Annotated in this window: 17 protein-coding genes; 12 read left to right on the forward strand and 5 right to left on the reverse strand. The window is 28.6% G+C overall.

Going from position 1 to position 20867, the window contains the following annotated elements:
- The first annotated feature begins 126 nt into the window (after positions 1-126).
- Positions 127-2769: a sodium/solute symporter gene (locus Q0714_RS12475; protein ID WP_298265547.1), complete on the forward strand. Its 2643-nt coding sequence runs from the start codon at positions 127-129 to the stop codon at positions 2767-2769.
- A gap of 13 nt (positions 2770-2782) precedes the next feature.
- A complete protein-coding gene (locus tag Q0714_RS12480; protein WP_298265550.1) occupies positions 2783-4060 on the forward strand; it encodes a glycoside hydrolase family 27 protein in 1278 nt (425 codons plus the stop codon).
- A 55-nt stretch (positions 4061-4115) separates the two neighbouring features.
- On the opposite strand, the gene Q0714_RS12485 is transcribed toward Q0714_RS12480, so the two are convergent.
- Entirely contained in the window at positions 4116-5093 is a 978-nt protein-coding gene (locus Q0714_RS12485; RefSeq protein ID WP_298265552.1) for a hypothetical protein, read from the reverse strand.
- 349 nt (positions 5094-5442) lie between these two features.
- Between Q0714_RS12485 and Q0714_RS12490 the strand changes: the two genes are divergently transcribed.
- The 6 genes from Q0714_RS12490 (at position 5443) to Q0714_RS12515 (ending at position 12428) form a co-directional block, all read left to right on the forward strand.
- Positions 5443-6306, forward strand: a complete 864-nt coding sequence (locus Q0714_RS12490; protein ID WP_298265554.1) for an RNA polymerase sigma factor RpoD/SigA — start codon at positions 5443-5445, stop codon at positions 6304-6306.
- A 59-nt stretch (positions 6307-6365) separates the two neighbouring features.
- Positions 6366-7304 carry a ribosome small subunit-dependent GTPase A gene (gene rsgA, locus Q0714_RS12495; RefSeq protein ID WP_298265556.1) on the forward strand — a complete coding sequence of 313 codons (939 nt, stop codon included), beginning with the start codon at positions 6366-6368 and terminating at the stop codon, positions 7302-7304.
- Positions 7305-7307: 3 nt separating this feature from the next.
- Positions 7308-7760, forward strand: a complete 453-nt coding sequence (gene dtd / locus Q0714_RS12500) for a D-aminoacyl-tRNA deacylase (protein WP_298265558.1) — start codon at positions 7308-7310, stop codon at positions 7758-7760.
- A 64-nt stretch (positions 7761-7824) separates the two neighbouring features.
- On the forward strand, positions 7825-9732 hold the full coding sequence (locus Q0714_RS12505) for a DUF3857 domain-containing protein (RefSeq protein WP_298265560.1): 1908 nt from the start codon (positions 7825-7827) through the stop codon (positions 9730-9732).
- 6 nt (positions 9733-9738) lie between these two features.
- Positions 9739-11748, forward strand: a complete 2010-nt coding sequence (locus tag Q0714_RS12510) for a transglutaminase (protein ID WP_298265562.1) — start codon at positions 9739-9741, stop codon at positions 11746-11748.
- 101 nt (positions 11749-11849) lie between these two features.
- Positions 11850-12428, forward strand: a complete 579-nt coding sequence (locus Q0714_RS12515) for a YceI family protein (RefSeq protein ID WP_298265564.1) — start codon at positions 11850-11852, stop codon at positions 12426-12428.
- Positions 12429-12477: 49 nt separating this feature from the next.
- On the opposite strand, the gene Q0714_RS12520 is transcribed toward Q0714_RS12515, so the two are convergent.
- On the reverse strand, positions 12478-12942 hold the full coding sequence (locus tag Q0714_RS12520) for an Lrp/AsnC family transcriptional regulator (RefSeq protein ID WP_298265566.1): 465 nt from the start codon (positions 12940-12942) through the stop codon (positions 12478-12480).
- A 156-nt stretch (positions 12943-13098) separates the two neighbouring features.
- On the opposite strand from Q0714_RS12520, the gene Q0714_RS12525 reads away from it, so the two are divergent.
- Both Q0714_RS12525 and nhaC read left to right on the forward strand, forming a co-directional pair.
- The gene (locus Q0714_RS12525; protein WP_298265568.1) at positions 13099-14298 is read left to right on the forward strand and encodes an aminotransferase class I/II-fold pyridoxal phosphate-dependent enzyme; all 1200 of its coding nucleotides are present in this window, start codon (positions 13099-13101) and stop codon (positions 14296-14298) included.
- 181 nt (positions 14299-14479) lie between these two features.
- Positions 14480-15967, forward strand: a complete 1488-nt coding sequence (gene nhaC / locus Q0714_RS12530; RefSeq protein ID WP_298265570.1) for a Na+/H+ antiporter NhaC — start codon at positions 14480-14482, stop codon at positions 15965-15967.
- Here the strand turns inward: nhaC and Q0714_RS12535 are convergent.
- Positions 15960-18149 (reverse strand): putative porin, encoded by a 2190-nt coding sequence (locus tag Q0714_RS12535; protein ID WP_298265572.1) that lies wholly within the window; start codon positions 18147-18149, stop codon positions 15960-15962. The two genes, nhaC and Q0714_RS12535, sit on opposite strands and share 8 nt — an antisense overlap.
- 98 nt (positions 18150-18247) lie before the next feature.
- On the opposite strand from Q0714_RS12535, the gene Q0714_RS12540 reads away from it, so the two are divergent.
- On the forward strand, positions 18248-18850 hold the full coding sequence (locus Q0714_RS12540) for a ribonuclease HII (protein ID WP_298265574.1): 603 nt from the start codon (positions 18248-18250) through the stop codon (positions 18848-18850).
- A 54-nt stretch (positions 18851-18904) separates the two neighbouring features.
- The gene (locus tag Q0714_RS12545) at positions 18905-19957 is read left to right on the forward strand and encodes a nucleoid-associated protein (RefSeq protein ID WP_298265576.1); all 1053 of its coding nucleotides are present in this window, start codon (positions 18905-18907) and stop codon (positions 19955-19957) included.
- On the opposite strand, the gene lipB is transcribed toward Q0714_RS12545, so the two are convergent.
- Both lipB and Q0714_RS12555 read right to left on the reverse strand, forming a co-directional pair.
- A complete protein-coding gene (gene lipB, locus Q0714_RS12550) occupies positions 19954-20646 on the reverse strand; it encodes a lipoyl(octanoyl) transferase LipB (RefSeq protein WP_298265578.1) in 693 nt (230 codons plus the stop codon). The genes Q0714_RS12545 and lipB overlap by 4 nt on opposite strands.
- Positions 20646-20804, reverse strand: a complete 159-nt coding sequence (locus Q0714_RS12555) for a YqaE/Pmp3 family membrane protein (RefSeq protein WP_298265580.1) — start codon at positions 20802-20804, stop codon at positions 20646-20648. Before Q0714_RS12555 ends, lipB begins: the two co-directional genes overlap by 1 nt.
- Positions 20805-20867 lie beyond the last annotated feature (63 nt).

Genomic DNA, 20867 nt, shown 5'->3' on the forward strand with positions numbered 1-20867 from the left:
ATGTTATATGTTGTACATAATACATTTTTTGATATATTTGTATTTCATCTAAATAAATATAAAAGAGTTACTTAGAATATGAGATTGCCAAAGATTTTTACAAGTTTAGTATTTAGCATATTTTTAATGTCAATATGTAATTCTCAAACACAAAATATATTTTCATTTACCAATGAAATAGATATTCCAAATACTAAAGGTTTAAATGGCTCTTTTATAGGAGTGCATAATGATGTATTAATACTTGCCGGAGGAACCAATTACCCTGATAAACCTGTATGGGAAGATGGCGTTAAAAAATGGTATGATGTAATTTATGTTTTAGAGAAAACAGTAGATGCTTCTAAATGGTATAAAGTATCTTTAAAACTTCCTAGACCATTGGCTAATGGAGTTTCAATCACTACATCAAAAGGAGTTTTATGTATTGGAGGTGATAATGAAAAAGGAATTTATAACGAAGTGTTTTTTCTTAAGTGGAATAAAGAAAGGAAAACGGTTGAAATAGAATTTTTACCTCCAATGCCCATTCCTTTGTCAAATATGGGAGGAAGTGTTGTTGGAGACTTGGTTTATCTTGTAGGTGGGCAACAGTTAAAAGATCAAAAATCTACATCAAAATTTCTTTCTTTTAGCTTGTCTTCTTCTATTATTAAAAAAGCATATACATGGGAAATACTTCCAAATTTTCCTGGAAAAGGTAGGATCCAGCCTGTGGTAGTAGGGCAAAGTAATGGACATCAAAATTGCTTGTATGTTTTTAGTGGGTTATATGTAAATCCTACAGCAAAAACTAAGTATGAAATGTTATCTGATGTGTATGAATATGATCCTCATAAAATTAAATGGACAAAGAAAAAATCAATTCCAAGTAATTTAACCCCAGGAATAAAAAAAGGTTATTTAGCTGCTGCGCCTGCAATTAAAAATGGAGATTCGCATATTCTTATTTTTGGAGGTGCTGGAGGAGAAAGGCAATTCTTATCAGAAAGAATATCAATAATAGAAGAAATAAACACATTAAAAGAAAATAAAGATCAAACTTTAGAAAATAAATTACAACAACTTGAAATCAAATCTAAAGAACTTTTAAAAAACACCTCATTTTCTAAAACAATTTGGGTTTATCACACCATTACCGATACTTGGGTAAAGAAGGGTGAATTAGATGATGAAACTCAAATTGTAACACAAGCTGTAAAATGGAGAAATAATATTATAATTCCTGGAGGTGAAATAAGCCCTGGAATTAGAACCAATAAAGTTAAAGTTTTAACTTTTAAACCTTATAAAGCTAGTTTTGGTATAGTAAATTATCTTACTTTAATACTCTATTTATCTTTGATGATTTTTATGGGGTGGTTTTTTTCACGAAGAAATAATACCACTAACGATTATTTTTTAGGAGGAGGACGTATACCTTGGTGGGCAGCTGGGTTAAGTATTTATGCAACTATGCTAAGCGCAATAACTTATTTATCGCAACCAGCACTTGCCTATTCATTTGATTGGCAAGCTTATTTAGGTTATTTTTCAATTTTATTAATTGTACCCATAATTATAACTTTTTATCTACCATTTTTTAGAAAGCTGAATTTAACTACAGCTTATGAATATCTTGAAAAAAGATTTAATGTAACGATAAGAATTTTTAGTAGCTCAACATTTGTTTTATTTCAATTAGTAAGAATGGGAGTTGTTGTTTACTTACCAGCTCTAGCATTGTCAACTGTAATGGGTATGGATATTTATTTAGCAATAATTGTAATGGGTGTTTTGGCAATACTCTATACTTATATGGGGGGGATTGAAGCTGTTATTTGGACAGATGTTGTACAAGTTATAGTGCTAATTTTAGGGTTAATTGCAGGGTTGGTATTTATTGTTATTGAAGTTGGCGATATTGGCTATATTTTTAAAGTGGCGGTTGAAGATAGCAAGTTTAAAATGATTGATTTTAGATTTAGTTTTACTGAAATTGTTACTTGGTCTCTTTTTTTAGGTTCATTTGCTTTAAATTTTTCATCTTATACAACAGATCAAGCAGTAGTTCAGCGATATATGACAACCTCTAATGAAAAAGAGGCTAGAAAAAGTATATGGTTAAATGGTATCATTGCAATACCTTTTGGAATATTAATTTTTGGAATGGGAACTTTTTTATATGTATATTTTAAAGAGCACCCAGAGTTTTTAACAGTTGGAATGCAAAACGATAGTGTTTTTCCATTATTTATAACAAATCATTTACCTCCAGGAGTTGCAGGGTTAGTTATTGCTGGAATATTTTCAGCATCAATGTCTAGTTTAGATAGTAGTATGCATACGGTATCAACAGTAGTTACTATTGATTATTATAAGCGATTTTCAAAATCATATTCAGACAGTAAAGGGTTAATATTAGCAAAATATATTACGCTAATTGTTGGTGTTTTTGGAACAGTAATAGCTTGTTTAATGGCTGCTTTTCCAGTAAAATCAATATTTTTCTTTTTTCAAGAAATAATTGGGCTATTTGGAAGTGCAATTTCCGGGATATTTATCTTAGGGATTTTTATAAAAAAATCAAACTGGATAGGCGCCTTAATTGGAGCAGTATTGAGCATTATAGTATTAGTAATAATTAAATATAATACCCCTTTAAATTTCTATATTTATCCATTAATAGCTATACCTACTTGTGTTATTACTGGTTTTATGTTTAGTTTATTTTTTCCAATTAAACAAAATAATATTAGTAATTTAGTTTATCAAAAAAATGTGAAATAGAATAAGGAATCACATGAAGAATAAGTATTTTATCATCTTATTATTTTTTTTATTAATTGCTTGTGAAACAAAAAATAACAAACAACAATCTAATTCGGAAAATGATTTAGAAATAGAAAATAAAAATCATCCTTCAGAAAGCCCTATAATGGGATGGGCAAGTTGGAATAATTATAGGGTAAATATTAGTGAAGATATCATAAAATCTCAAGCAGATGCCATGGTAACATCTGGACTTAAGGATATTGGATATACTTATATTAATATTGATGATGGGTTTTTTGGAGGTAGAGACAAAAATGGAAATGTATTAGCCCATAAGAAAAGATTTCCAAATGGGATGAAATCACTTGCGAGTTATATTAAATCAAAAGGGTTAAAAGCAGGTATCTATTCTGATGCAGGTATAAACACTTGTGCTTCATACTGGGATAAAGATACTATTGGTGTTGGTATGGGACTTTATGGACATGATAAGCAAGATTTAAATTTATATTTAAAAGAATGGAATTATGATTTTATAAAGATAGATTGGTGTGGTGGTGATTGGTTAGGACTTGATGAACAAAGTAGATATACAGAAATAGGGAACATTATAAAATCAATAAAACCAAATGCTATTTATAATATATGTAGGTGGAAATTTCCAGGTAAATGGGTGTCTCAAATAGCTGATTCTTGGAGAATTTCAGGTGATATTGATAATAATTTTGAATCAATTTTAAATATAATTGATTTAAATGCTGATTTGTGGATGTATAGTTCGAAAGGACATTATAATGATATGGATATGTTACAAATTGGTAGAGGGATGACTTATGAAGAAGATAAAGCTCATTTTTCTATGTGGTGTTTAATGCATTCTCCTTTATTGTTGGGAAATGATTTAACTCAAATGTCTGAAAAAACTATTAAAATAATTACAAACGAAGAAATTATTGCGCTTAATCAAAGCTCATTTGTTTATCAAGCAAGGAGAATTATTGATTATGGTGAATTAGAAGTTTGGGCTAAACCACTAATTTCTACAGTTAGCGGTCATGTTGCTGTTGGCTTATTAAATAGATCTAATACAATGGATACTATTTCTTTTAATTTAAATTCGATAGGAATTGATGCTTCAAAAGGATATTTAACAAAAGATTTATGGACAAAAAAAGAATATTCAAGATCAATAAAAGAACAAATTAAAATGGAAGTGCCTTCTCATGGTATTGTAGTGTTAAAAATAGAAGGAGAGTCACTTCCTTTTAATGTCTTTCAATTTAAAGATAAAAAGAATATACCTTAAAATAAAATCATTTTAAGGTATACTCATATTTCAAAATTGCAGCATTATCAAATGTCTATTCTGAAATTACAAAGGTTTGAAGCATATTTTTACTTAAAGCATTTGGAACTTCTGAAATAAGAGCATATTTTCCTTTTTCTAGAGTAGCTGTAAAATAGCCTATACTACCAGCGGGCATATCATTAACGCCTCCTAAAAAAGTAATATGAGATGGGGCAGGTTCTATTAAGCCTTCTGGATTAGCCCAATTCATCCAATGCTCTAACTTATCTATATCTGCGTTTTCTTCTAATTTTACAAGATGTATATCATGTCCTACAAAATTTTCATGTACAATTTGATCTTTAAAGTAAACTGAAAAAGTATGTTTACCCGAACTAATGGTGTCGTTAATAACTATTCCATCTGTACTAGAAATATTAATTGAAATGTCAGCTTTAGGTTCTTTATAACCAGAATCATTATTTGTTACAACAAGATCTTTAGTCATACCCATTGAGGTATGAAATACACCATTTTCCATTTTTACATAACATTCAATAATGTATTTGCCTTGCTTTAAATTTAAATTGGTAATACTCACTTGATTTGGTGATAATAGACCAGATCCACCAACAAATATAACATCATTAAACCATTCTGGAAGTTTTGAAAACTCAGCATAACCTTCTTCTGTTTTTCCTTCCATTATTAGTTTCATAGCATTATCAAATACAGGTGCTATAAAATTTTCAGCATCTTCTGAAGTCTTCCCTTCAGGATATTTATCAATAAGAAAAAAGTGTGTTTGAGGAGATGAATTTTTATAACGAAATGTATTCCAGCCAGAAGAAATTGTATCTGGCATTTGAAAATCCATATTTTCAGTTAAAATTTCTACTACTTTTTCTTTTTCAATTTTTTCTTTTTCAATATTCGTTTCAGATTGTTTTTTGTCAGTTTTACAGGAATAAATTAACAAAAAAACAGGTAAAATGAAAATTGACAAAATAACAAAGTTATAAGCGTTCTTGTAATTTTTAAATGGTTTCATAATATTAAATATTTAGTTAGTAGTAAATACTTTTAGGTACAACGAACTCTTTCAAGTAATTTTTAAGAGTTTTTATAAATAAAGTATTTTTGTTACTAAATATAGTAAAATTTTAAACTTAGTAAAATTCCCAGTTTAAACCTTTCTTAATAATTGTTGATTTTAGATTTTTTCTATTGATAAAATAAAAAGCTTTTTGTTTGATTTTAAGCTGATTATAATCAATCATTTAATTGAGGAATCTCATTGTGTTATAGAACTTATTACCTTTCTTTTGTGTTAATATTTTGATTTTCCCATATTAACTTTTGGTTTCAACAGATTTTAAATCAACTAAATTTATGATTTTATGAGACAGCTAAAAATAATGAAACAGCTTACAACTAGAGAGGCTGCCTCATTAGATAAATATTTACAAGAAATAGCAAAAATAAATTTGATTTCTCCTGAAGAGGAGGTGAAACTAGCGCAAAAAATTAAATTAGGAGATAATAAAGCTGTAGATCAATTAGTAAAAGCTAATTTACGTTTTGTAGTTTCGGTTGCAAAACAATACCAAAATCAAGGTTTAACACTTCCAGACCTTATTAATGAAGGTAATTTAGGGCTGTTAAAAGCAGCTAAAAGATTTGATGAAACACGTGGGTTTAAATTTATTTCTTATGCGGTTTGGTGGATACGTCAATCAATTTTACAAGCTTTGGCAGAACAATCTAGGATTATAAGACTGCCATTAAACAAAATAGGTTCGTTAAATAAAATTAATAAAACAGTTGCAATATTAGAACAAAAGCATCAACGGCAAGCCTCTTTAGATGAAATTTCTGAACAATTAAATATTTCGTTAAAAGAAGTAAAAAAATCATTAAAGCACTCAAAACGTCATTTGTCACTAGACGCACCTTTAATTGAAGGTGAATTTCATAATTTATATGATGTTTTAATTATTGGAAAATATCCCAATCCTGATAAGGCATTATTACATGAGTCTTTAAAGGTTGAAATCAAACGAATTTTAAAAACCCTAAAACCAAGAGAAGCTTCAATTGTAAGGTTGTATTTTGGTTTAGGAGGAGAAAGAGCTATGACACTTGATGAAATTGGAATAACCTTAAAATTGACTCGTGAACGAGTTCGTCAAATCAAAGAAAAATCCATTAGAAGACTTAAAAATCTAAACAGATGCCATATTTTAAAAGCATACTTAGAATAGTTGTTATTTAAATTCTTATTTCAAAATAAAAATAAATACTTTCAAGTATATTTGTAACTATGAATGGAATTGTTACAAAATCTACCGGAAGTTGGTATACTGTTTTTACTGATGGTGGAAGTATAATTGATTGTAGATTAAAAGGAAAGTTTAGAATTAAAGGGATTAAAAGCACCAATCCTGTGGCGGTTGGAGACCATGTAAATTTTGAGTTTGAAGAAGGAAAAGAAACAGGAGTAATTAATGAAATTTTTGATCGGAAAAATTACATCATTCGTAAATCTGTAAATCTTTCCAAACAAGTACATATCATTGCAGCAAATATAGATATTGCTTTTTTGTTAGTTACTATAGATAATCCACCAACTTTTACAGGGTTTATAGATCGTTTTTTGGCAACTGCTGAAGCATACAATATTCCAGTGGTTTTATTGTTTAATAAATTGGATATTTATAATGACGAAGAGCTAGAAAAACTAGCAATGTTAGACGCTATTTATTCAGATATTGGTTATGCTTGCATTCCAATATCTTCAACTAAAAACATTAATATCGATAAGGTAAAAGAATTAATGAAAGGTAAAACAACAATGTTCTCAGGGCATTCTGGTGTTGGAAAATCTACCTTAATAAATGCCATTGAGCCTTCTTTAGATTTAAAAACAGCTCAAATTTCAAAGCAGCATAAACAAGGAATGCACACCACAACTTTTGCAGAAATGTTTCAGCTAAGTTTTGGAGGATTTATAATTGACACTCCAGGTATAAAAGGTTTTGGAGTGGTAGATTTTAAACCTGAAGAAATTACCGACTATTTTCCTGAATTTTTTAAGCTGAAATCTAAATGTAAATTTAACAATTGCTTGCATATTAACGAACCAAAATGCGCAATCAAAGCGGCATTAGAAACAGGTGAAATTAGCGGTTCTAGATACAATAGTTATTTGCAAATGGTTGAAGGAGATGAAGAAAATTATAGAACAGATATTTATAGTTAATAAATGAAAGCAGTTATACAAAGAGTTTTAGAAGCTTCAGTAACAATTGATGGAGAAGCTGTTAGTAAAATTGAAAAAGGTCTCCTTATTTTAATTGGTATAATTGAAGAAGATACTCAGGAGGATATTAATTGGTTAACAAAAAAAATTACAAACCTCCGTATTTTTAATGATGAAAACGGTGTAATGAATAAGTCTTTAAAAGATGTTGATGGAGAGGCCATATTGGTTAGCCAATTTACGTTGCAAGCAAGCACCAAAAAAGGAAATAGACCTTCGTATATTAAAGCGGCAAAGCCAGATATTGCGATCCCATTATATGAAGAATTCATTTCTAAATTTGAACTTGAATTTGGGAAAAAAGTAGGGACGGGTAAATTTGGTGCAGATATGAAAGTTTCTTTAATAAATGATGGTCCTGTAACTATTATTATTGATTCAAAAATAAAAGAATAATAAAAATGAGATTTATCAGGCTTTAATTTGATTTTTTTTTGTTTTTTTATAAAAATTTAATGCTATGAAGAACCTAAGAATAGCCCCATTCTTTATACTACTTTTTACCAACTTTATCTATTCACAAGAATATAATTTTAACATTTCTGAAATACCATCGAGTCTTAAAAAAGATGCAAATTCTGTAATAAGGTTTGAGAATTTTTCTATAAATATTGAATCGCAAAGAAAGATGACTGTTACTACAAAAAAAGCTGTAACTGTATTCAATAAACTGGGAGATAAAAATAAATATGTAACTGTTAATTATGATTCCAATACAAAAATTAAAGATATTAAAATATTAATTTTTGATGCTTTAGGAAATGAAATAAAAAAAGTTAAAAATAAAGAGTATAAAGATGTGAGTCAAGTAGATGGAGGTACGTTGTATGCAGATAGTAGAATGCTATATTATGAACATGTTCCAACTTCTTATCCTTACACAATATTTTATGAAACAGAAATTGAAACTTTTAATACAGCCTTTATTCCTAGGTGGTATCCTATTAATAATTTCTTTACAGGTGTACAATTAAGTACTTTTAAAATTAAGCATTCAGCAAACTTAACAATCAATTTTATTGAGAGTAATTTTACAAATTTTAATGTTTTAGTTGCAAAAGAAAAGGAGTTGGTTACTTATAAAATTGAGAATGTAAAACCTATAAGGTACGAACCATTAATTCCCTCTTTAAGAAAAATGTTTCCAAATGTTAAAGTGGTTTCAAATCAATTTTTTGTTGAAGGGATTTTAGGAGAAGCTTCAAATTGGAAAGAGTTAGGGAAGTGGGAATATGATAATTTGTATAAAAATGTAAGTGTTGTTCCAACTTCAACTAAAGAAAAAGTTTTAAAGTTAGTTGAAGGCATAGAAGATCCAATTGAAAAAGCTAAACTTATTTATCAATATGTGCAAGATAAAACTAGGTATATAAGTGTACAAGTTGGTATAGGAGGTTTAAGACCAATGTTGGCAAGTGATGTAGATAAATTGGGTTATGGAGATTGTAAGGCATTAACTAATTATACTAAATCGTTATTAGATATTGTAGGTGTAGAGTCTTATTTTACAGAGCTTTACGGTGGGTTTGATAAAATGGATATGGATTTTAAAACACCAAGTATTCAAGGAAACCATGTAATATTGAATATACCTAACGAAGGTAATGATATTTGGTTAGAGTGTACAAATCAAAAAGTACCCTTTGGCTATATCGCTAATTTTACAGATGATAGAGATGTTATTGTTGTGAAACCAGAAGGTGGTGTATTAAAAAGAACAAAAAAATACAGTACAAAAGATAATTTACAATTCACAAAAGGAGCATTTGAAATCAATGAGTTGGGTGAGATTCAGGCAAAAGTTAGAATAGAAGCTTCAGGAACCCAATATAATAACCATTTATTTAGATATGATGGAGAGCATCAAAAAGAGTTAGATTTATTGGTGAAAAAATATTTTTCAAATATTAATAATATGAATATTTCAAAAATAGAAGTCAATAATAATAAGGAAGAAGCAAGGTATGAGGAGGATATAGAATTTTCTGCGGCTAATTATGGAGTGCTAACAAATCAACAAATGTTAATTTCTATCAATGCCTTTAATAAAAATACAAGTATACCAAAAAGAGTGAGAGATAGAAAATTACCCGTAGAAATATCAAGAGGTTTTCTTGATATAGATGAGGTTGTAATTAAACTTCCAGTAAATTTTAAAGTAGAATATCTGCCACAAGATGTTGAAGTAAAATCAAAATTTGGAATGTATTCAGTTGTCATAAAAAAAATAAATTCCAATACATATCTGTATAAAAGAAAGCTTCAAGTAAATGAAGGTAAATATGAAAAAGAAGACTATGAACTGTATAGAGATTTTAGAAAAAATATTAAAAAACACGATAATTCAAAAATAGTTTTAATTAAATAATACATTATGAAAAAGGTTTTATTGATACTTTTTGTGGTTTTTACAACAAGTACTTTAAGTTCTCAAAATTATAAATTTGGAGAAGTTTCAAAAGAAGAATTACAAGAGAAAGTTTACCCATTAGACTCTTCAGCGAATGCTGCGATTTTATATAAAGAAAGAAAAACTTCATTTGAATATGTTCCTAATGAAGGGTTTAATGTGATTACACAAGTTTTTTTAAGATTAAAAATATACAATAAAGAAGGTTTTGATTGGGCAACTAATAAAATTAGTTACTACAATTCTTCTAACGGAAGAGAAAAAATAAGTGGTTTAAAAGCCATTACCTATAACCTAGAAAAAAATAAAATTGTAGAAACAAAGCTGAATAGAAAAGATGTTTTTGATGAAGAGCTTAATAAATATTGGTCGCAGCAAAAGTTTACAATGCCCAATATTAAAGAAGGAAGTGTGATTGAATGGAGGTATAAATTAATTTCGCCTTTTAAAAGAATAGATGATGTGCAATTTCAATACGGCATTCCAGTTAAAAAAATGAATGCTTCAGTTGAAATTCCTGAATATTTTATCTATAAAAAGCAGTTCAAAGGATACTATCCTGTTTTTGCAAAAACTGAAACAAAAAGTAGGTCAATAAACTTTACTGAAAAAGAAAGAGATGTTAGAGACATTAATTCAAGAGCAACTTTTTCAAATGTAAAAATTGATTTACTTTCAAATTTGGAAACTTATGAAGTTTCTAACGTGCCAGCTTTAATTGAAGAAGCTTATGTAAATAATATTGAAAACTATAAAACTGCGATTCAATACGAATATTCTGAATTGCATTGGCCAAGACAACCTATTAAATATTATTCACATTCTTGGGAAGATGTAACCAAAACTATTTATAACAATTATAATTTTGGTTCTGAAATATATAAAAGTAATCATTATTCTGACGATTTAGCTGTTATTTTAGCCGCTGCTAAAACGGATTCAGAAAAAATTATAGGAATTTTTGAATTGGTTAAACAAAAAGTTAAGTGGAATAAATATAATGGGATTACTAAATTTAATGGGACAAGACAAGCTTATAAAGAAGCTGTTGGAAATGTTTTTGATATTAATTTAAATTTGGTTTCTATGCTAAATAAAGCTGGTTTAAAAGCTAATCCAGTAATACTAAGTACAAGAGCCCATGGAATTTCTTTTTTCCCAACAATTGATGGGTTTAACTATGTTATAGCAGCTGTTGAATTGCCAGAAGGTTTAGTGTTGTTAGATGCTACAGAACAATATAGCACTCCAAACATTTTACCTTTTAGAACTTTAAATGGAGAAGGCAGACTAATTAGAGATGATGGAAGCTCAGAAACCGTAAGTTTAAACCCTGTAAAGCCTGCAGGAATTGTAACTGTTTTAAAAGTTGAAATTGATGAAGAAGGTACTATAGAAGGGCAAAATAGAACTAATTATTTAAATCATCAAGCACTAAGTTATAGAGAAAAATATGCTGCGATTGATAATGATGATATTGTTGTGAAATTAGAAGAGAAAAAAGGAGGGTTAGAAATTTCCGATTTTGAATTGTCTGGTAAAAAGGAAACTTACAAGCCTGTGATGGAAACTTATAAATTTTATTCCGAAAATTCAATAGATGTTGTAGGTGATAAAATATTTTTTAAACCATTATTTTTTGAAGCAACAACTACATCTCCGTTTAAGTTAAAGAAAAGAGAATATCCAATCAATTTTGGAACAACCTCATCATCTAAAACTTTGGTTAATATTACAATTCCTGAGGGTTATGTTATAGAATCTGTTCCTGAGAGTATTAATGTAAAATTACCAAATAACTATGGGTCTTATAGATATCATATTTCTACTAGTGGAAATGTGATTAATGTAAATTCTCAATTTAAAATTAATACAATAAACTATCCTGTAGTGAATTACGATGAAATGAAAGAGTTTTATAAAATGATTATTGCTAAAAATTTAGAGCAAGTAGTACTTAAAAAAGAATCTTAATTTCGTTAAAAAATCCTTAAAATAGATTTATTTTAGTAGTAATGTTTTAAAATATAGTATTATTGTGCTTATTAATAATTATTATAAATAAAACTAAAAAAATGAAAAAAACAGGGATTTTATTATTGGTAGTAACTTTTGTAAGTATGTCATTTACAAATCCAATTCAAAAATATAATGTTGATGTTGAGAATTCTAAAATTACTTGGAAAGGTTATAAGCCAACAGGTTCACATGAAGGAACAATTAAATTACAATCTGGAAGTTTAATAAAAGCAGGAGGGGTTATAAGTGAAGGAGTTTTTACAGCAGATATGACCTCAATTAAAGATGCAGATGGAAGTGCTAGGTTAGAAGGACATTTAAAATCAGCTGATTTTTTTGAAGTTGAAACATTTCCTACAGCAACATTTAAAATTTCAAACGTTACAACAAATGACACAAGCAATAAAGCGTGGATTACTGGTGAAATGACTATCAAAGGAATTACAAAAGAGATTAAATTTCCTGCTACTATTTCAAATTCAGACGAAACAATAACTATTACTAGTGAAACATTTCAAATAAATAGAGCGGAATTTAATGTTAAATATAAATCGAAAACTTTTTTTAACGATCTTAAAGATAAGTTTGTAAATGATGAATTTGACTTGCAAGTTACCATAGTTGCAAAAAAATAAAATTATCTGAAGAACATAAAAAAAGTCCAAATTTTAATTTGGACTTTTTTTATGTTAATTTCAAAATACTCGTTTTTTTTGTAGAAGTCATTACAAAAGTACTTTGAACATTAGCCACAGAGTCTAATACGGAAAGCTTATTTTTTAAAAAGTTTTGATACGTATTCATATCTTTCACTATTATTTTTAATAAATAATCATAATTTCCAGCTACATGAAAACATTCAACTACTTCATCAATTTTATGAATGGCAAGTTCAAATTTTGTAATTAAATCTTTAGAATGTACCAATAAAGTAACTTGACAAAATACTTCTACATGAAATCCAATTTTTTCTTTATTTAAAATAGCAACATATTTTTCAATATAACCATTTTTCTCTAACCTTTTTATACGTTCGTAGGTTGGGGTTTGTGTCAATCCAATTTTTAGGGCAATTTCTTTAATATTTGCTTTAGAATTTTGTTGTAGTAAGTTTAGTATTTTTTTATCTAGGTCGTCTAAATGGGTCATAATCAGTAATTTTTGCTAAAAATAATTAAAATATTTACTTTAAAAAGTGATATTTTCTAAAAACATTATTTTTTATAGTAAATTAAACTAATATTAATATAATTTACAGTTTATTAAGTTGGTATGTTTTAATTTTATAAAATAAATTAAATAATCATGAGCAATAAACCAGCAAATAATATTCAAGATTTACAATATTTTGGAGAGTTTGGAGGCGTAAATCCTTCTATTTCAGATTCAGCAACCTATACCTTTTTACATGCCAAAACCATGTTAGATACTTTTGAAGGTCATGCAGAAGGTTGTTATTTATATTCGCGTCATACAAGCCCAAGTAATTTATATTTAAGCGAAGCTTTGGCAGCGATGGAATTTACTGAAACAGCTAATGTGGCTGCTTCAGGAATGGGTGCTATAACTTCTGTTTTTTTACAAGTTTGTGGAGCGGGAGATCATATTGTTTCAAGTAGAACTATTTATGGAGGTTCATATGCATTTCTTAAAAACTTTGCTCCAAAGTTAAATATAACAACATCTTTTGTTGATATTACTTCTTTAGAAAAGGTGGAGGCAGCAATTACCTCGTCAACAAAAATGATTTACTGTGAAGCGATTAGCAATCCTTTATTAGAAGTTGCTAATATTTCAGAATTGTCTAAAATAGCTAAAAAGCATAATATATTGCTTGTGGTAGATAATACATTTTCACCGCTAATTATTTCCCCACAAAAATTAGGTGCAGATGTTACAGTTCATAGTTTAACAAAATTCATAAATGGAACAAATGATACTGTTGGAGGTGTGGTATGTGGCACACAAGAGTTTATCAATAGTTTACGAAATGTAAATGACGGAGCTGCAATGTTATTAGGACCTGTAATGGATAGTTTAAGAGCTGCAAGTGTGCTAAAAAACTTGAGAACACTGCATATAAGAATAAAAAAACATAGTGAAAACGCATTGTATTTAGCAGAATATTTTGAAAAGGATGGACTGAAAGTTGTGTATCCAGGATTAAAAAGTCATAAAGACCACGAGTTGTTTAAAACAATGTATAATAAAGAATATGGTTTTGGAGGAATTATGACTGTAGATGTTGGCACTTTAGAAAAAGCAAATGAGTTAATGGAGCTTATGCAACATGATAACCTAGGCTATTTAGCAGTAAGCTTAGGTTTTTATAAAACATTATTTAGCGCACCAGGAACTAGTACTTCTTCTGAAATACCTGAAGAAGAGCAAAAAGAAATGGGATTATCAAATGGAATTATCCGATTTTCTATAGGTTTAGATAATGACATAGAACGTACTTATAGAGCTATGAGAAAATGTATGAAACAAGTTGGCGTACTATAGGTTTTACGCTAAAACAAATGAAAAGCCTAGCTCAAATTTGAGCTAGGCTTTTCATTTGCAAAAGCTTCTAATTTTACGTATTATTACAATCCTTAAAACTATACCGAAGTTCAATTATTTATTTTAAGTAATATTAAATGAAAAAATAAAGATAATAAGGTATAAAACTTAAATCAACCAAATGAAAGAAACCAATAATTTAACGGAAATAGATTTTGACGAACAAAAAATAATTGAAAATAAAGAGTTAAATATTTGGGAAGCATTAATTCCAATTTTTGCATTGGTATCTATGTTATTTTTTAATGTTTTTTTTGTGTATGGTGATGATGCTTTAAGTGGAAGTAATCAGTTTGTTTTACTATTAGGAGCTGCAGTTGCAGCAATTGTAGGATTTGCAAATAAGGTTTCTTATAAACGAATGATAGAGGAAGTAGCCGAAAATGTAAAATCTACTACTGGAGCAATTTTAATTTTACTTATGGTTGGTGCTTTAGCAGGTACTTGGTTAATAAGTGGTATTATACCTACAATGATTTACTATGGCTTACAAATTTTAAATCCAACCATATTTTTGGCGGCTTGCGTTATTATTTGTGCAATTATATCTGTTGCTACAGGTAGTTCTTGGACAACTTCAGCAACGGTAGGTATTGCATTAATTGGTATTGGTGAAACCTTGGGAGTATCTTTAGGGATGACTGCTGGAGCAGTACTTTCAGGAGCCTATTTTGGAGATAAAATGTCGCCACTTTCAGATACTACAAATTTAGCACCTGCTATGGCTGGTGCAGAACTATTCGATCATATCAAATATATGGCGTATACAACCATTCCATCTATTGTAGTTACGTTGGTAGTTTTTATTATTATTGGTTTAAATATTACAACCACAGGATCTGCTGATATTTCTGATAAATTAATGGCAATTGATGCGGCTTTTAATATAAGTCCTTGGTTGTTTATAGTTCCTTTAGCTGTTATTTTTTTAATTGTAAAAAAAACACCTCCATTAATTGCATTACTAATTGGTACCCTATTAGGAGCTGTTGCGGCTTTAATTGCGCAGCCTTCAATTGTTGCTAAAGTAGCTGGAGCAGATTCATTAACGTTTATTTCAGGTTATAAGGGGGTAATGAATGCAATAACTGTGGATTCAGCTGTGGAAACTACAAGTGCTGAATTAAATGATTTATTTAGTGCAGGTGGTATGCGAGGAATGTTAAATACTATTTGGCTAATTATTTGTGCTATGGTCTTTGGCGGTATTATGGATGCCATTGGAGCTTTGGCTAGAATTAGTAGTGCTATTTTAAATATGTTTGACTCCATATTTGGTTTATTTGCAAGTACTGTTTTTAGCTGTGTTACGTTAAATGCAACAGCTTCAGATCAATATTTAGCAATAGTAGTACCTGGTAAAATGTATGCAAAAGCTTATAAAGATAAAGGTTTGGCTCCTGAAAATTTAAGTAGAACCTTAGAAGATTCAGGAACTGTTACTTCAGTTCTAGTTCCTTGGAATACTTGTGGAGCTTATCAAAGTGGAGTTTTAGGTGTTCCAGTGATTGATTACGCTTTTTATGCAGTATTTAATTGGTTAAGCCCAATAACAACCTTAATTTTTGCTGCTTTCAGAATAAAAATTAAGCAATTAATTACTAAATAAAGAAGTTCCAAACCAAGCCAAATCGAACTGTTAAATCTCTATACGGATAATTAGGAGCTGAATAATAATTTCTTCCAGTAAAACTAGCATTTAAGTTTTCAACCTTTAAAAAGATTCTTGTTCTTTGCACTTGAGCATTTACAAAGAAATCTAATATAGGATAATTACCTATCTCTGTTTCGTTTTGTAAAACAAATTCGCTAATTAACGGATTGTAGGCATTTGATTTAAATGCTGTGAAATATTTAAAAGTAACTCCTGTTTGCAGGTATAAAGGTTTCTTTTTAAATAAGTAATTTGAGTAATATAAGGTGTTTCTAGTTACCAATTCTGGAACTCTAAAAAACGAATCTCCTTTTGAAACTTTTTGGTACATTACTGTGTTATCTATGGTAAATTTTCTAAATGTAAAATATTGATTGACCTTTACTTTAAGATAATTAAGGGTTTCTGATGCTTGTGTCGGTTTTGAATTTTCATCAAAATAAGTGTAGTTATCAATTAAGTTGTAACTTGCAAAAACGCTTCCGTATTTATTAATTTTAAATTCGGCTCCAACATTTTTAATTTCTTCATTTTTAAAATTATTTTGCCAGTTATAATTTTTATAATCACTTTGATATAACAGTGTATTAAGCTGAGGAGTTTTTGAAGTGATTTCAGCAAATCCTTTAAAATTATAAACACTATCTTTTTTAAACATTACCGCTGCTTTTATAGAATTTCCGTTTAAATCTCCCGAAATTATTGAGGTAGCATCTGCATTTAAATGAAACTTGCCATAATGTGTTTTCCATTCCGCCCCAACAGCAACACTATTACCTTTTAATTTATCTGAAATAGTATAATCATTAAAATATAAAATACTATTATAGTGGTAGTTATAATTAAAGTAGTTTGCCTTGGCTTTTAGTTTACCTACAGCGCTTGTATTTAATTCTAAATACAATTCATTATTCATTTTTTGATAAGAGGTATGGTCTATAATAGCGTTTGTGTAGGAATCTCCAAAATAATCAGTAGAGGTTTCTTGTTTAAACCTATAATGTGTAGTTTCATACAGTAGGCTATGTCCAATTTTTACGTTAAAAAGAGGTTTTTTAATTTTTTTAACAATTTTTATTGAATCTTGTATGGTTTCAGTTTTTGTTAGCGAATCAGTTTGAGCTATAATAATATTTGTTAACGTATCTTTTTTAACTAAAGCTTCTGTTTTTAAAATTTCTTTACTTGCAATAATTGAATCTTTTTCAATTGATGGTTTAGCTACTAAAGTAGAATCTATGGTTGCTAATGAATCAATTTTTAAACCTTCTATTTCAGATTTTTCGCCTTTCTTTTTTCTTTTCTTTTTCTTGGGTTTTTCTTGATTTGAAACGATGATCAAAGATTGATCAATAAAATAGCGTTTACCCTCAAATAAATTTTCACCTTCGGTAAAGTTAACTTCAAGCCTTCCTCTATCAATATAATTTGGATCGTTATTTTCAAAATAATCAATAGATTCTTCTGTTAATCCTCCATTTTCATTGTTTAATAAGTCATGAGACGAAAAATGACCTTTTAAATAATAGTTTTTATGGATAGAATGGTAATTAAATGTAGCTCTAAAATTTCCATGACTTGCTAGAGTGTTTCTATATTTTCCTAAAGATCTTAAACCTTTGTAAGCTAAAGAAAAATTCAATTGCCGAGAAGTATTCATGGTAATTAAAGCGTCTAAAACTTGTCCTTGTTCTAAACCCGTACGGTACATTAATTCAGTAGTTGGTGTAGGTACATAATAGTATTTAATATCTTCAGCCTTATAATAATTAAATTGTTTGGCATTCATTCCAATTTGAGGAAAAATAGAATTGTTTTGAAAATTATAACCCAATTTATTATAGGTTTGTCCTTGATTGTGAAATGGTAATAATTCAAAATTATCTTTACGTAAGTAATTAAATTTAAAATCTTTATTTAAGGTTAATGTAGTATCAACAACAGTTGTATCATTGTTAATGTTAAAAATCTTATAATCTTTATAAGACGTTTCTCCACTCAATTTAATTTTAACTTCATCTTTAAATTTAGTGCTGTCACTTTTAAATAAACCATTGTTCTTGTCAGGTCTAACTATTTGTGCTGAAACACTCAAAAAAGAAAGCCCTAATAATAGTATTAAAAATAATTTTTTCATATCATACATAAAGTAGCAAAGGTAAATTATTTGAACGAAAATAATAATAGTAAATTGCAAGGATAACTTTTATTAATTTTGGTTTTTTATTTTAAGGTATGGGATTGAAAAAATATTACTTAAAAAATTCTATTGAGGTTGGTACCGATGAAGCTGGTAGAGGTTGTTTGGCTGGTCCTGTTGTTGCAGCAGCAGTTATTTTACCAACTAATTTTAAACATCCATTGTTAAACGACTCAAAACAGCTAACAGAAAAACAACGCGAATTGTTAAGACCTTTTATTGAGCAACATGCTTTAGATTTTGGCGTAGCATTTATAAATGAAAAAAAGATAGATGAAATAAATATCCTTCAGGCTTCAATTTTAGCAATGCATAAATCCATTGAAAAATTAACAACTTTACCACAACATATTATTGTTGATGGAAATAAATTTAAGCCTTATAAAAATATACCTCATCAAACGGTAGTTAAAGGTGATGCCAAATATATGAGTATTGCAGCAGCTTCTGTTTTGGCAAAAACGTATAGAGATGAGTTTATGCAAAAAATAAATCTCGAATTTCCTCAATATAGTTGGGGTAAAAATAAAGGCTATCCAACCAAAGAACATCGTAACGCAATTAGAGAGTTTGGGGTTTCAAAATACCATAGAAAATCATTCAGATTATTGCCAGAGCAGCTAAAATTAGCATTGTAATTTCTTTAAAAGTGCTATTAAAATTTTACATTTGCCTACTTTAAAAATGCAAAAATGATAAAACGAACTAGAACTTCAATAACAAAATTTATAATTCATAAAGTTGGTAACAAATTTAACAGTGCTACCAATGTTTTTTCAGAAGATGTTATCACATTTGATGAAGAAAGTTACGAATTAATGAAACCTTTTTTATTAAAACCTTTTGGAAATATTGCAGAAAGTTATCGTTTTAATCATCATGCTAATATTGAGCTGAATGAAATCAATAACTATTCTACTGAAATTTTTAAAGATGAAAGTTCTTTTGTAGAAATTTCAAAGCATATTGTAAACCATTTATTTGAACAATCTAACTCTGCACAAATTAAAACAGGAGATGTAATTATTGCTCTTTTTGAAGATGTTGAGTATAAAGATGTTGTTACACAAGCTTTAGGTATTTTTAAAATTGAAAATAAAATAGATTTTTTTCAAACATTTATGGAAAAGGGAAGTTTGGATGTTTTTGTTCAAAAAGGAATTAGTACTAAAAGACTAGATAAAGGGTGTTTAATTATCAATTCTTCAGATGCTGAAGGAAGAGTTGTTTTAAGTGTAGATAATAATAATTACGATGCACAATATTGGATTAAAAATTTTTTGAATGTAAAATATGCCGATGATAACAATCAACATACACAAAATTACATTGAAATGTGTAAAGATTTCTCAGATGAAGTTATCAAAGAAGATTTTGGAGTGCACGAAAAAAGTAAGTTCTTAGCTAAAACAGTCGACTTTTTTAAAGAAAATGAAGATGTAAATATTCATGATTTTAAAGAGGAGGTTTTTGAAGAAGATGACAACCAAAAAGCATTGTTTGATGACTACAAGAAAAAGTTTGAAGAGATAAATGATGTTTTGGTAAGAAATCAATTTGCAATTTCTGATATTGTTTTAAAAAAACAAAAGCAAAAAATAAAAACGGAAATAAAATTAGATACCAATATTCAAATAAAACTAGACATTGATGCACCAGATGCTTCTAGCGAATATTTAGAAAAAGGGTATGATGAAGAGAAAAAAATGAAATTTTATAAAGTTTATTTTAATGAAGAAGATTAAATAAATTCTACCTCAAATAATTCTTTAAAGTTTTTTAAAATTTTTGTTTTCACTTCTTCTAAAGGTAATTTTTTATTCAATTCTGCCTCAATAGAAGTAACAGCTTTTCCTTTAATTCCACACGGAATTATATTGTCAAAATACCCCAAATTAGTGTTTACATTTAATGCAAAACCGTGCATTGTAACCCAACGACTAGTTCTAACTCCCATTGCACAAATTTTACGAGCAAATGGCGTTCCAACGTCTAACCAAACCCCAGTTTCTCCTTCACTTCGCTCACTTTGAATACCGTATTCAGCTAAGGTTTTAATAATAACTTCTTCTAAAAAACGCAGGTATTTATGGATATCAGTAAAAAAATTATCTAAATCTAAAATAGGGTAGCCCACAATTTGTCCAGGGCCATGATAAGTAATGTCTCCACCACGATTAATTTTATAAAATGTAGCTCCTTTTTTACTAAGTTGCTCTTCGTTTAATAACAAGTTACTCATATCGCCGCTCTTACCTAGCGTGTACACATGTGGGTGTTCCACAAATAAAAAGTAATTAGGAGTTTTATGGTTGGTATCGTTTCTCCTATTGTCAATTTTTAAATCAATTATACCTTGAAAAAGCTTTTCTTGATAGTCCCAAGTTTCTTTATAATCTTTTAAACCTAAATCTTGTAATATAACTTTTTGCATTAATTATTTGGATTGTTATTAATAATTAGGGCGGCAATAACGCCAGGGATCCATCCTAAACATGTTAAAATAAAAACAATAACAACAGAGCCACAACCTTTGTCAACTACTGCTAGAGGAGGGAAAATAATACAAAGTAATACTCTTAAACAACCCATAATTATTTTTTTTCAAAGTTCTTAAAATTATATGACGCATACAACGTTAATTTGTAACAACTA

It is taken from the genome of uncultured Lutibacter sp. (genome assembly GCF_947493565.1).
Classification (GTDB): domain Bacteria; phylum Bacteroidota; class Bacteroidia; order Flavobacteriales; family Flavobacteriaceae; genus Lutibacter; species Lutibacter aestuarii.